16 protein-coding genes are annotated in these 12,456 nt (G+C 66.0%); all 16 read right to left on the bottom strand.

Annotated elements, in window-relative coordinates:
* Positions 1 to 15 precede the first annotated feature (15 nt).
* Entirely contained in the window at positions 16 to 612 is a 597-nt protein-coding gene (locus Q7W51_08200; GenBank protein ID MDO8848348.1) for a response regulator, read from the bottom strand.
* 42 nt (positions 613 to 654) lie between these two features.
* Positions 655 to 1,446 (bottom strand): RNA polymerase sigma factor WhiG, encoded by a 792-nt coding sequence (gene whiG / locus Q7W51_08195; protein ID MDO8848347.1) that lies wholly within the window; start codon positions 1,444 to 1,446, stop codon positions 655 to 657.
* A gap of 16 nt (positions 1,447 to 1,462) precedes the next feature.
* Entirely contained in the window at positions 1,463 to 2,365 is a 903-nt protein-coding gene (locus Q7W51_08190) for a tyrosine recombinase (protein ID MDO8848346.1), read from the bottom strand.
* The gene (trmFO, locus tag Q7W51_08185; protein MDO8848345.1) at positions 2,362 to 3,735 is read right to left on the bottom strand and encodes a methylenetetrahydrofolate--tRNA-(uracil(54)-C(5))-methyltransferase (FADH(2)-oxidizing) TrmFO; all 1,374 of its coding nucleotides are present in this window, start codon (positions 3,733 to 3,735) and stop codon (positions 2,362 to 2,364) included. The genes Q7W51_08190 and trmFO overlap by 4 nt, the downstream gene beginning before the upstream one ends.
* 53 nt (positions 3,736 to 3,788) lie before the next feature.
* Positions 3,789 to 4,631 carry a DNA-processing protein DprA gene (dprA, locus tag Q7W51_08180; protein MDO8848344.1) on the bottom strand — a complete coding sequence of 281 codons (843 nt, stop codon included), beginning with the start codon at positions 4,629 to 4,631 and terminating at the stop codon, positions 3,789 to 3,791.
* Positions 4,628 to 6,088: a YifB family Mg chelatase-like AAA ATPase gene (locus Q7W51_08175; GenBank protein MDO8848343.1), complete on the bottom strand. Its 1,461-nt coding sequence runs from the start codon at positions 6,086 to 6,088 to the stop codon at positions 4,628 to 4,630. The genes dprA and Q7W51_08175 overlap by 4 nt, the downstream gene beginning before the upstream one ends.
* 1 nt (position 6,089) lies before the next feature.
* A complete protein-coding gene (locus Q7W51_08170) occupies positions 6,090 to 6,452 on the bottom strand; it encodes a YraN family protein (protein MDO8848342.1) in 363 nt (120 codons plus the stop codon).
* A gap of 67 nt (positions 6,453 to 6,519) precedes the next feature.
* Positions 6,520 to 7,296: a ribonuclease HII gene (locus tag Q7W51_08165; protein MDO8848341.1), complete on the bottom strand. Its 777-nt coding sequence runs from the start codon at positions 7,294 to 7,296 to the stop codon at positions 6,520 to 6,522.
* 79 nt (positions 7,297 to 7,375) lie between these two features.
* A complete protein-coding gene (gene rplS / locus Q7W51_08160) occupies positions 7,376 to 7,717 on the bottom strand; it encodes a 50S ribosomal protein L19 (GenBank protein ID MDO8848340.1) in 342 nt (113 codons plus the stop codon).
* Between the two features lie 94 nt (positions 7,718 to 7,811).
* On the bottom strand, positions 7,812 to 8,417 hold the full coding sequence (gene lepB / locus Q7W51_08155) for a signal peptidase I (protein ID MDO8848339.1): 606 nt from the start codon (positions 8,415 to 8,417) through the stop codon (positions 7,812 to 7,814).
* 7 nt (positions 8,418 to 8,424) lie between these two features.
* Positions 8,425 to 9,159, bottom strand: coding sequence for a tRNA (guanosine(37)-N1)-methyltransferase TrmD (trmD, locus tag Q7W51_08150; GenBank protein ID MDO8848338.1), 735 nt, complete (start codon positions 9,157 to 9,159; stop codon positions 8,425 to 8,427).
* Positions 9,156 to 9,671 carry a 16S rRNA processing protein RimM gene (locus tag Q7W51_08145; protein ID MDO8848337.1) on the bottom strand — a complete coding sequence of 172 codons (516 nt, stop codon included), beginning with the start codon at positions 9,669 to 9,671 and terminating at the stop codon, positions 9,156 to 9,158. The genes trmD and Q7W51_08145 overlap by 4 nt, the downstream gene beginning before the upstream one ends.
* Before the next feature lie 4 nt (positions 9,672 to 9,675).
* A complete protein-coding gene (locus Q7W51_08140) occupies positions 9,676 to 9,924 on the bottom strand; it encodes a KH domain-containing protein (GenBank protein MDO8848336.1) in 249 nt (82 codons plus the stop codon).
* A 2-nt stretch (positions 9,925 to 9,926) separates the two neighbouring features.
* Complete coding sequence (rpsP, locus tag Q7W51_08135; protein MDO8848335.1) at positions 9,927 to 10,397, bottom strand: 30S ribosomal protein S16; 471 nt, start codon at positions 10,395 to 10,397, stop codon at positions 9,927 to 9,929.
* Between the two features lie 112 nt (positions 10,398 to 10,509).
* Complete coding sequence (gene ffh, locus Q7W51_08130; GenBank protein ID MDO8848334.1) at positions 10,510 to 11,862, bottom strand: signal recognition particle protein; 1,353 nt, start codon at positions 11,860 to 11,862, stop codon at positions 10,510 to 10,512.
* Between the two features lie 47 nt (positions 11,863 to 11,909).
* Positions 11,910 to 12,455, bottom strand: coding sequence for a signal peptidase I (gene lepB, locus Q7W51_08125; GenBank protein MDO8848333.1), 546 nt, complete (start codon positions 12,453 to 12,455; stop codon positions 11,910 to 11,912).
* Position 12,456 lies beyond the last annotated feature (1 nt).

Genomic DNA, 12,456 nt, shown 5'->3' with positions numbered 1-12,456 from the left:
CCGAGCGGGTCGTCATCACGAACCGGAGTACGTGCGTCCACAGGAAGGACAGATGAACCGGGCCGAGTACCATCCAGCTCGCTTGGGATCGGGCACGAGTTCGAGCGCGAGCTCGTTCTCGCAGGCGGGACACCACAGCCGGCGCTTCAGCTGCGCGTGCTCAACGATCCCGTCGACATCTCCCCGCGTCGTATCGGGATAGATGATGAACGCATCCGACGTCCCCTCGGCCACCGCATACGCATCCAGGACCAGCTTCACCTTCGCGGCAACGTCAGCCGGCCGGGTCTCGTTCTTGATGAGGTAGTCGACTGCGCCGAGCGAGACGGCGTGCTCGATGGTCGACTCTTCGCCGAGGTTCGTGAGGACCACCACGGGAATCGACTGCGTGCGCGGGTCCTGCTTCACGGCCTCGAGGACCTGTATCCCACCCATTCGCGGCATGATCAGGTCAAGAAGGATCAGATCGAAGTGCTCATCGCGAAGGATGCTCAGCGCCGCCAGCCCGTCAGCCGCATCGAGCACCTCGTAGCCGTCCTGGATGAGACGGTCCCGATACATGCGCCTCAGCAGCTCGGTATCCTCCACCACGAGGATGCGTTTCGCTGTCACGGTTCCCCCTTCGTGAACGGGCTCTATGTGTTGTGAGTGCCCCTATGTTGCAGGTACGAACCCTTGAGCGGCATGAAGACGTGCCCGAAGTCGGAGAACGGCCTTAGTGTGTAGCTGGCTCACTCGTGATTCAGTGACGCCGAGCACGGTGCCGATCTCCTTGAGCGTGAGGCCCTCGTAGTAGTACAACGCCACAACCGTCTTCTCCCGCTCGGGAAGCCGCTCGATCGCGCCCGAGAGGATCTCCTTGACCTCGGCGCTCTCGAACACGTCGACCGGATCCTCGGCCCGCTCGTCGGCGATCGCACCGAGCGGATCCTGATGCTCATCGCGCTCAGCGCCGCCTGACCACATCTCCTCGAACGAGATGACCGACGCGTAGCTCAGCTTGGCCAGGATGGCCTGCAACTCCCGGGGTGATACGCCCATCTCGGCTGCGACCTCGGCGTCGTCCGGCACGCGCTTCATACGATTCTCGAGAGCCACGTACGCCGCCTCGAACTCCCTCGCGCGTGCACGCACCGAACGCGGGACCCAGTCCATGGCACGAAGTTCGTCGATGATGGCGCCCTTGATGCGGGCGATCGCGTAGGTCTCGAACTTGATCCCACGGTCGGTGTCAAACTTCTCGATCGCGTCGATCAGCCCGAACACCCCGTATGAGATGAGGTCCGAGGTGTCGACCGTCTGCGGGAGACTTGACGAAAGACGGCCTGCCACGTACTTCACCAGGGGTGAGTATGTGAGTATGAGGTTCTCCCGGGCTTCAGGGTCTCCATCGTGCTTGAACGCTGCCCACGCGGCAGCAAGGTCCGTCCTGGAGTCGGATCTCATTCGGTGTGGCCCTCCATCAGGCCCGAGGATGCGCCCCTTTGTGTACATCACGCAGGTGTTTCGTACTCAGGTGAGTATAGATTTGGGTGGTTGAGAGCGCAACGTGGCCGAGCAACTCCTGCACCGTGCGCAAATCCGCGCCACCCTCCAGCAGGTGAGTCGCGAACGAGTGGCGCAGGTCATGGGGGGTGATTTGCGCGGCCGCACCGATCGTCGTGAGGTGCCGCTCGAGCATCCTGCGCACTCCGCCGGAGGTGAGTCGGGTCCCCAGCCGGTTCAGAAAGAATGCACTTCCCGAGCTTGATCCCTGGAGTGCGGTGCGTCCTCCCGAGAGGTACTCTCGCAGGCGCCGGACGGCAGCCGGGTGCATCGGCACGTCGCGCTCGCGGGAACCCTTGCCCATAACGCGGATCGTGCCCCCGGTGAGATCGACATCGCCGAGGTCGAGCCCGCTCAGCTCCGAAACGCGGACTCCCGTGGCATACAGCAGTTCAAGAATGGCCCGGTCTCGAAGCCCGAGGGGTGTGGCGGGGTCCGGCGTGTCGAGGAGGTCGTTCAGCAACTGCACGGGAGCGATGGACGGCAGCTCACGCGGCAGCCGCGGAGTCGAAAGAACGGCCGCCGGACTTCCGGATGCATAGCCGCGCATGACCAGATACCGGTAGAAGGAGCGGACAGCCGCGAGCCGTCTGGCGATCGTACGCTTCGCGTACTTGGCACGATCCAGCTCGGCGAGGTATCGACGAAGACGCCGGTGATCCACGTCAAGCGGGTGGACAACCTCCCTGTCGGCCCACGAGAGGAACGAGGAGAGGTCTTCGGCGTACGCCTTGAGCGTGTTCGGGGAGAGGTTACGCTCGACCCGAAGATGGGTCAGGTACTCATCGACCAGGGTTTCGGGTGAGACGCGTTCGTTCATCGGGCACGTCCAGGGGATGCATCAACGAGGGCACCTGTCGGTGACTGTATGAGCAGGTCACCACGGTCGGCCAGCGTATCGGCCAGGTCGCGCGCCGCGCGCTCGGCGTACGCGGCGTACCGGGCGCGCTTGCCTCGTACTGGCTGCGACAGCGGCGGTACGAGCCCGAAGTTCACGTGCATCGGCTGGTAAGGGTCGGTCGCCGGGTCGGTCGCGTAGCGCACGAGGGCACCAAGTGCGGTCGTGGGAGGCAGGCCCAATCCTGTGGCGCCCGTGCGGGACGACCAGACGTCGAGCGCAGCTACCAAACCGCTCGCAGCGGCCTCGAGGTATCCCTCAGTTCCCGAGAGCTGGCCCGCAATGCGCACGCGGGGCACTTCGCGCAGCGCGAGTCCGTTGGTGAGCAGCCGTGGCGCGTCGATATAGGTGTTGCGGTGCATGACTCCGTAGCGCAAGAACTCCGCCTCGGCCAGACCCGGGATGAGTCTGAACACCCGGCGCTGTTCGGGAAACGTGAGATTCGTCTGGAAGCCGACGAGGTTGTACGCCAGAGCGTCCCGGTTCTCGGGACGGAGCTGGACCACGGCGTACGGACGCTCCCCCGTCGCCGGATCGACCAGGCCCACCGGCTTTAGCGCCCCGAAGCGCAGAGCGTCCACACCCGTTCGGGCTATCTCCTCAACGGGTTGGCACGCCTGGAAGAGCTGGGAGCGCTCGAACGCGTGCAGTGGGGCCCTGTCCGCCGACACCAGTTCTGAGATGAGGCGGGCGTACTCGTCGCGAGTGAGCGCGCAATTCAGGTAGTCCTGTCCCCCGCCCTTCTCCCACCGCGACGCGGCGAACACGCGGCTTTGGTCGATCGTCTCCGCGTCCACGATCGGCGCGGCGGCATCGAAGAATGCCAGGCGGGACTCACCGATGAGCTCCGAGAGTGCGGGTTCGAGCGCTGCACTCGTGAGCGGACCGGTCGCCACGATCACGTCTCCGTCCGGTATGGAATCGGCTTCATGATGGGTGACCGTCACCAGAGGATGAGTCCCGACGATCTTGGTGATCAGCTCAGAGAAGCGAATCCGGTCGACGGCGAGCGCAGCGCCCGCGGGAACGGCGGTCGCACGCGCGGCGGCGAGCACCAGCGATCCGAGCGCCTCCAACTCGCGCTTGAGAAGCCCTGCGGCCGTGGAGGGATCGTCGCTCTTCAGCGAGTTCGAGCAAACGAGCTCTGCGAACCCCCCGGTCTCGTGTGCGGGGGTCATCCGCTCGGGACGCATCTCCACGAGTTCCACCGCAACGCCACGGACTGCCAGCTGCCACGCAGCCTCGGAGCCGGCCAGGCCCGCACCGATTATGGTTACCGTGTCCATCCGCACCTTCCCGTCCTGCATCCCGGCCATTGTACGGCACGGCTCTGGACGGGCCACGCTCACCTCACCCCGTATCGTCCGTCCGGATAGCGCGCGATCAGTCCGTGCGCCTCAAGGGATCCGAGCGTCCTGGCTGCCGCCACGATGTCGATGCCAAGCGCCCGTGCAAGATCATCCGGTCGCATCGGGTCCGCTCGAAGCGCCCGCACCACGGCGTCACCCTCCTGTGTTCCGACCGGGGCACCGACGCCCTGCAGCCCGAGACTGCTGGCCAAGTCCGCTACATCGTTCACGACAGCAGCGCCCTGCCTGATCAGCCTGTTCGACCCTCGCGACTCGGGAGAGAAGATCGAACCCGGAACCGCCATCACGTCGCGGCCTGCTTCCAAAGCCGCGTCGGCGGTGCTGAAGGTCCCGCTGGGAAGACCGGCCTCCACAACGAGCACGGCCGAGGCCAGCCCCGCGATGATGCGATTCCGACGTGCAAAGGCGAACCGGAGCGGCTGCTGCCCGAACGGACACTCCGAAACGACGGCAAATCGAGCACGAACGGTCTCGAGCAGCGCAGCCGACCTGCGCGGGTAGTCCACGTCCGGACCACACCCGAGGACTGCCACCGTCGCGCCCGGAGCATCGAGCGCCGCCCGGTGGGCCTCGGAGTCGCACCCGATCGCCGCGCCCGAGATCACCGTGACCCCCTTGGAGGCCGCCCAGCCTGCGAGGAGACGGGTCGCCCGGAGGCCGTACGGGGTGGCCCTCCGTGCCCCTACGACTGCCAGACCGGGGACGAGCGCGCCCGGATCGCCGATCCCGTAGAGCATCCTCGGCGGGTCGGGTGTTTCCGCCAGTTGTTCGGGATACTCCGGACTTCCCAGCGTCAACACGAAACGTTCACCGCTCATCGGTACTCCCATGCTCGATAGCCGAGGGCTTCGCTGACGTGCGCCTCGGTGATCGTCGGTTCCTCGGACAAGTCCGCGATCGTACGTGCGACGCGCATCAGGCGCGTGACCGCCCTGCCCGAGAGGTGCGTCTGTCGTGCCGCTGTCTCAAGCAGCCGGCGAGCTTCACCATCAAGGCTCCTACGAAGGTCCCTTGATGGCCGCTCAAGTGCGTACGTTCGCGCATTCCGCACACGAGTCCGAGCCGTGTCCGTTCGCTCACTGACTTCGCCACGCCCGATCAGAAGGGCGGGATCCACGCGATCGACCCTGATCGACATGTCCATCCGGTCGTACAGCGGACCGCCGACACGATTCCCGTAACGATCGACCGCAGCGGGAGTGCAGGTGCACTGACGCTCGGGATCTCCCGCGTACCCGCAGGGGCATGGGTTCATGGCTGCCACCAGCGTGACGCGCGCGGGATACCTGATGGCACCGTTAGCTCGCACCAGGGTCACGGCGCCCTCCTCTATCGGCTGACGTAGTGCTTGCAGAGCCGCAGGCCCGAACTCGGGGAGCTCGTCGAGAAACAGGACTCCGGTATGCGCCAGAGAGACCTCCCCCGGCAGCGGGGGCGTTCCTCCGCCGACGAGGCCCGCGATGCTGCACGAGTGGTGTGGCGCCCGGAACGGACGGATGCCCGAGAGGCTCGGCATCGGGTCTCTCCCGGCGACCGAGTGCACGACTGCGGCCTCGAGCCGCTCGGTAGGAGCGAGTGGGGGCAGCAGACCGCACAACGCGCGGGCCAGCATCGTCTTCCCCGATCCCGGCGGCCCGACGAGGAGCAAGTTGTGCCCGCCCGCGGCGGCGATCTCAAGGCACCGCTTGGCGGCGGCGTGACCCGCAACGTCCGACAGGTCCACCGCGGGAGCGACGCTCCCCAGCGCCGGCACGTCGTGGCACCGATGTTCGGCGGGTAGTCCCATCCGGACTCCACCGATACTCGACACAGGACGGTACCGAAGTTCCGGGACCGCGCCGACGATTCCACTCGCCATCGCCGGTCCCAGGAGGTCCCTTCCCTGCTCCGAGGCGGCCAGCGCATGCGCCAGCATCCCCGGAACGGTGCGCACCGTCCCATCAAGGCCAAGTTCGCCGACGGCCGACACATCGTGGAACGCATCCGCCGAAAGCTGCCTCGTGGCGCATAGGACGGCGAGTGCGATCGGCAGATCGAATCCCGTGCCGTGCTTCCGCAGAGGCGCGGGCGCAAGGTTCACGATCACGCGGGCGTTGGGGAAGTCGTATCCCGAGGATCGAAGCGCCGCACGGACCCGGTCCCTCGCCTCCTGAACGGCGGCGTCTGCCAACCCGACGATCCCAAACAACGGGAGACCCGGCGAGACGTCGGCCTGGACTTCAACGGGCACCGCATCGACTCCGACGAGCGTCGCGGTCGCGATTGTGGCTTGCACGCTACTGCGCCTCGAATGCGGCCCTGTGGTGCCGCAGGAGTGCACGGTCCTCCCGGAGCACGTCGATGCTGACCACATCGAACCGGACCGGACACGGCTCCAGGCCGTTTCCCGAGATGTACGAACGAGCGAGCCGAACCAGGCGCCGCTGTTTGGCAAGCGACACGGCCTCTTCAGGCGTCCCGTGCGAGACTCCGGAGCGGGTCTTCACCTCGCAGATGACGAGCGTCTCACCGTCAAGTGCGACGATGTCGAGCTCTCCCCTGCCGTCACGCCAGTTGCGGTCCACGATCTCGAACCCCGCCCGCTCGAGATACGCGACTGCCGCGTCCTCGCCCCTCTTACCGGTCTCCACCCTGTTCATGACGCTCCCTTCGTCGGAAGAGAGCGTGGCATGGCCGGTATAGCCGGCTCTTAACGCGAGTACAACGTCAGAAGAGACCGGGCTGGCAGCACGGGGCGAACGAACGCCGATGGACCGGCGACGGACCCATCGCAACGATCGCTGCCAGATGCTCGGGGCTGCCGTATCCCTTGTTGTCCGCAAGGCAGTACCCGGGGTACTCGGCGTCGAGCTCACGCATCAGGGCATCGCGCGTGACCTTCGCATAGATCGCCGCGGCGGCGATCGCACGTACCGAGGAGTCTCCGCGAACGATGGCCGTGCATGGCACACCGAGCGCCACCGATCTTCCGTCCACAAGCACGTGCCCGATCTCCAGGCCCAGCGCCGCGAGAGCGCGTCGCATCGCCACCACGGTCGCCTCCGCGATGCCGACCGCATCGATCTCGGCCGCCTCGGCGTGACCTACGGCCACCGCGATCGCGGTCCGCTCGATCTCAGCAAAGAGCCGCTCCCGCGCGATGCGGGACAGACGCTTCGAATCATCGAGGCCTTCGAGCCAAAGGTCCCTCGGCAGGACGCATGCGCCGGCAGACACCGGACCGGCGAGTGCGCCGCGCCCGACCTCGTCGACTCCCGCGACGACAAGGACGCCACTGTCCAGAAGCTGCAGCTCGGCGCGTGCAAGCGCCTCGAGACGGCGTCGCTCCGCATCCCAACGTGCCATGCGTTTCTCCGCGCTCGCTAGGGCGTCGCGTACGCCCGCACGCGCGTCGTCGCGAAACTCGGCGATGACGACGGTGAGTTCATCCGCCGGACATGCCGACAGGCGCGCTCTGATCGTGACGACGGACTGGTGCTCCATGCGTGCAGTGTACCGCCCCGAAGACACGTATGCCCCGGGACGAGTCCCGGGGCATACGAAGAAGCCGATCTACTGAAGACTACCGCAGCTCTTTCACGCGGGCGGCCTTGCCGACCTTGTCCCTGAGGTAGTAGAGCTTCGCGCGGCGAACCTTGCCGCGCGAGACGACCTCAAGGTTCACGATCTTCGGTGAGTGGACCGGGAAGGTCCTCTCCACGCCGACCGCGAACGAGATCTTGCGGACCGTGAACGTCTCGCGATTACCCGCGCCGTGGCGACGGATCACGATGCCCTGGAACGGCTGGACGCGCTCGCGGCTGCCCTCGACGACTTTGTACATGACCTTGACCGTATCGCCGACGCCGAACGCCGGGATATCTTCACGCAGCTGCTGCTGCTCGATCGCGCGGACCTTATCCATTACACGTTCCTGTTCTTCTCATGATGATCTGCGGAGGCTGCTCGAGGCACGAGCCGACAGTATAGCCCAGCGCCCAGCAGCCACGCAACGACTCCTACAGCGACCCCATGCGGTCCACTGGCCAGTAACAGAAGATCGCCTTGCCTTTGATCTGCGAAAGGTCCACGGCGCCGAACACCCGGGAATCGGCGCTGTTCGTACGGTTGTCGCCCATGAGCCACACGCTGTTCTCCGGCACGGTCAACGGCATCTGCTGAGACATGGGCTCCGTCGGGAGTCCGTGAGTGTATGGCTCGTCCAGCACCACGCCGTCGACGACGACGAGGCCCTCCACGAAGTCGACCGTCTGGCCCTCGGTAGCGATCACCCGCTTGATAAGCGTCGTCACGTTGCCGGTGGGGTCGTCGAGCACCACGACGTCGCCCGGCTCCGGCTCCGAGAAGCGGTAGACGAACTTGTTCGCGATCACGCGGTCTTGCAGTTCGATCGTCGGGATCATCGAGCCCGTCGGTACGACGTATGGCTGGATGACGAATGTGCGGATGCCGGTCGCCAGCAGGAATGCCAGCGCCACCATGAGGACGAGCTCGCCCAGCCAGCGCGCGAACGAGACCGGCTTGTCCTCGTCGTCCTCGTCATAGTCGTCGTCGTAGACGTCATCGTCCTCGAGCTTCGCGTCGTACTCGCGTTCGTCGGTCACGTTGTCCCTACTCTGTCTCGTCGTTGATCTCTTGTGCGAACGCTCGCTCATCGTCGGAGAGGTCCGCGCTCTCTATCAGGTCCGGGCGCCGCTCTGCGGTGCGTCTCACCGATTCGCGCCGCCGCCATTCGGCGATGCGCCGGTGGTCTCCGCTCAGGAGCACATCCGGAACGTCCAGCCCCTCGAAGGAGGCCGGACGCGTGTACTGAGGATACTCCAAGAGGCCTTCGCTGAACGACTCGTCGAGTGCAGACTGGTCGTCTCCCAGCACGCCGGGCTGAAGTCGGGCGACCGAGTCGGTGAGCACCAGCGCCGGAAGCTCGCCGCCGGTGAGAACGTAGTCGCCGAGGGAGAGTTCCATGTCTGCCCTGCCGAGGATGCGCTCGTCGAATCCCTCATACCGGCCGCAGATGAGAACCAGCCACGGGCGGGTCGCAAGCTCTCTCACGAGTCCCTGGTGGAGCGGTTCTCCCTGCGGCGACAGGACGATCACGATCGGGCGCTCCTCGGATTCTTTGAGCACGTCGTCGAGAGCGCGGAACACCGGTTCGGGCTTCATGACCATGCCCGGACCGCCACCGAAGGGGGAATCGTCGGTCGTTCTGTGCCGGTCTGTCGTCCAATCGCGCAGGTCGTGCACGCTCACGTCGAGCGCACCGCACGCACGCGCCCGGCCCACGATCGACGCATCCAGCACCGGACCGAAGACCTCGGGCAGGATCGTGATGATGTCTATTCTCATCGGTCGTCCTCGTCGATCAGCCCATCGAGCAATGCGACGTCGATAACGCGTGACGTCTCATCGATACCGAGTATCACATCGTCGATGACCGGCACGAGAACCTGGCCGAAGGACCCCTCATCGACCACGAGGACGTCGTTGGCTCCGGTTACGATCACGTCGGTGACCACTCCGATGTCCCCGCGCGCCCGATCGTGCACCCGCATGCCGAGGAGCACATCGCTCACGTCCGTCGCCTCCGGCTCCTCGCCGCGCCCGAGCAGCCATCTCCCCACGATCTCGTGGGCTTTCGCTGCCGAATCGATGTCGGAGAGTCGCACCAGCGGCCCCTTCGGGCCCGTTCGTACGCCTGCGATCTGTCGCACATGCGCCCCGGTCTCGGGGGGCGGGACGATCCACACGTCCGTACCCGGACGCAAAGCGGTGAGGCCCCCGGCCACAACGACCGAGACCTCACCGTCAGTACCGTGAGCCTTCACGACACGACCCAGCCGTCGATACGGCACGGGCATGCGCTCAGCCGACGACTTCGACCGTGGCGTCGGCACCGTCGACCGAAGCTGCGGCCCTAACGAGCACGCGGATCGCCTTGATGACACGACCCTGCCGGCCAATCACCTTCCCGGTGTCGTCCGGGTGGACCGTCACGTCGTACGTGGTGGCCTCCCCCGCGACGCGCTTGTCGATCTTGACGTCCTCGGGGTGCTCCACGAGCGACGTGATCACATACTCGACCAGGGAGTCGACGTCCGCTGCGCCAGACACGGCTACTCAGCCGCCTCTTCGGTCGCTTCCTCGGATGCCTCTTCAACCGCTTCGGCTGCCTCGGGCTCCGCGACTTCCTCAACCACGGCCTCGGGCTCGGTGACATCCTCGACAACGACCTCGGCAGGCGCCTCTGCGGCAACAGGCGCCTGGGCAGCGGCCTTCGCCTCAGCCTCGGCCTTCGCCTGGGCCTTCTTCGAGAGAGCGGACTCCTTCGTGGGAGCCGCCGCCTCCGGGTTCTTGGCGATAGCGAGCAGCCGTGCGACGGTCTCGCTCGGCTGAGCGCCCTTGGCGATCCATGCGTCGATCTTCTCCACGTTCAGCTCGATCGTCGAGGGATCGGTCCGCGGGTTGTAGCGGCCGAGGATCTCGATGAACCGGCCGTCACGCGGCGCACGCGAATCAGCGGCGACGACGCGGTAGAACGGGGCCTTCTTCGCGCCTGCACGTGCAAGGCGGATCTTGACTGCCAAAACGTTCACCTCCGTGTAGGTGGCCCGGTCGGGCCACTCCTGAGCAAAAGCAGCGACTAATGATACGAGAGAAGTACCCGGGGGTCAAAAGCGGCCGGGCGTCCCGCGAATACTACATCGAGCCGGGCATACCGGGCATCCCAAAGCCACGGCGTTTCCTCCCACGCTTGCCCTGACGCTCCATGGTCTGCATCTGGCGGATCATCTTCTGCGTCTGGGCGAACTGCTTGAGTACCTGGTTCACATCGAAGACCCGCACGCCCGCCCCTGCGGCGATGCGTTCCCGCCGGGCGCCGTTGATGACGGACGGCTTCGCGCGTTCGGCCAGCGTCATCGACTGGATGATCGCCTCGGTCCGGCCGAGGGCGCCCTCATCGATCTCGGCGTCCTTGGGGAGCTTGTTGGCGCCGGGGATCATCTTCAGGATGTCCGAGAGCGATCCCATCTTGCGCACCTGCTGCAGCTGCGCCAGGAAATCATCGAGGGTGAACACCCCGCTCCGCAGGCGCTCCTCCATGTCCGCAGTTGCGTCGGTGTCAAACGCGTCCTGCGCCTTCTCGATGAGCGTGACCACATCGCCCATCCCCAGGATCCGCTTGGCCATCCGCTCGGGATGGAACGGCTCGAGCGCATCGAGCTTCTCCCCGACTCCCGCGAACTTGATGGGACGCCCGGTAACGGCACGCACAGAGAGGGCCGCGCCGCCGCGGGCGTCACCATCGAGCTTGGTGACGATGACGCCGTCGAAGTCCACGCGCTCGGCGAACGCGCTTGCAGCGGTGACCGCATCCTGTCCCGTCATCGCATCGATGACCATGAGCACCTGGTCGGGCCTGGTTGCCGCCTTGATCGCCGCGGCTTCGGCCATCATCTCCTCATCGATGTGCAGACGGCCCGCCGTGTCGATGATGACCAGATCGCGCATCTGCGCGATCGCTTCCCGGATGCCGGCCTCGGCGATAGCAACCGCATTTGTGCCCTCGCCACGATACACGGGGATCTCGAGCTGACGGCCGAGGGCCTCGAGCTGATCGATGGCGGCGGGGCGATAGACGTCGCACGCGACGAGCAGCGGGCTCTTCCCCTGCTTTCGGAGGAGATTCGCCAGCTTCGCCGAAGCGGTGGTCTTGCCTGAGCCCTGCAGTCCCACGAGCATGACCACGGACGGGATCCTGCCCGAGAAGACGAGCCTCGACTCGGAGCCTCCCATCAGCGCGGTGAGCTCCTCGAGGACGATCTTCACCACCATCTGACCCGGCGTGAGACTCCTCATCACGTCCTGGCCGACCGAGCGTTCGCGCACGCGGGCCACGAACTCCTTGACCGTCTTGAAGTTCACGTCCGCTTCGAGGAGCGCCATGCGCACTTCGCGCATCGCGGCGTCCACATCGGCCTCGGACAGGACTCCGCGACCGGTCAGTTTGGAGAAGACCGCCTGGAGACGGTCGCTCAGGTTCTCGAACACGGGGCCTCCCGGGTCAGGACAGGGCTACACCCTACGTATGGCGCACGTCACTCGTCAATCCCACCCATACGCCCGGGCGGGAAGATCACCGCAACGGCCTCGCCCGCGATCGACGACACCGGAATGAAGCCCAGATAGCGACTGTCCAGCGAGACCGGCCTGTTGTCGCCGAGTACGTAGACGTTGCCATCGGGCACGGTCATCGGCCCCAGCCTGTACGCTGCAGTGCCCACGAAGGCGCGCGGCGCAGCCACCGACAACTCGCCGTTCACGTACGCCGAGTCGCCGATGATCTCAACCTGATCCCCGGGAAGCGCGATGACTCGCTTGATCAGCCGGACCGGCGTGCCATTGCGATCCACCGTGGTGAACGACACGATGTCGCCGACCTCAGGGACGTCGTAGCCGCGCGTCACCAAGATCCGGTCTGCCTGCAGAAACGTCGGCTCCATGGAAGGACCGTCGATCTTGCGGACGTCGTGAACCACGTACAGGAGCGTCACGAGTGCAGCGAGCACGGCAACGAGGATCGCCACGGGCAGCAGGAAGTGGCGATCGGACGAACGCCACGCGATGAGGCGAGGCGGCTCCACG

This window comes from Coriobacteriia bacterium, assembly GCA_030652115.1.
Classification (GTDB): domain Bacteria; phylum Actinomycetota; class Coriobacteriia; order Anaerosomatales; family Anaerosomataceae; genus UBA6100.
This window is presented reverse-complemented; position numbering and strand designations above follow the sequence as displayed.

What these genes read in the sequence shown, in the direction of transcription:
- whiG (MDO8848347.1), bottom strand. Translation starts at nt 1,446, where the DNA reads ATGAGATCCGACTCCAGGACGGACCTTGCTGCCGCGTGGGCAGCGTTC.
- Q7W51_08190 (MDO8848346.1), bottom strand. Translation starts at nt 2,365, where the DNA reads ATGAACGAACGCGTCTCACCCGAAACCCTGGTCGATGAGTACCTGACC.
- dprA (MDO8848344.1), bottom strand. Translation starts at nt 4,631, where the DNA reads ATGAGCGGTGAACGTTTCGTGTTGACGCTGGGAAGTCCGGAGTATCCC.
- Q7W51_08170 (MDO8848342.1), bottom strand. Translation starts at nt 6,452, where the DNA reads ATGAACAGGGTGGAGACCGGTAAGAGGGGCGAGGACGCGGCAGTCGCG.
- Q7W51_08165 (MDO8848341.1), bottom strand. Translation starts at nt 7,296, where the DNA reads ATGGAGCACCAGTCCGTCGTCACGATCAGAGCGCGCCTGTCGGCATGT.
- rplS (MDO8848340.1), bottom strand. Translation starts at nt 7,717, where the DNA reads ATGGATAAGGTCCGCGCGATCGAGCAGCAGCAGCTGCGTGAAGATATC.
- trmD (MDO8848338.1), bottom strand. Translation starts at nt 9,159, where the DNA reads ATGAGAATAGACATCATCACGATCCTGCCCGAGGTCTTCGGTCCGGTG.
- Q7W51_08145 (MDO8848337.1), bottom strand. Translation starts at nt 9,671, where the DNA reads ATGCCCGTGCCGTATCGACGGCTGGGTCGTGTCGTGAAGGCTCACGGT.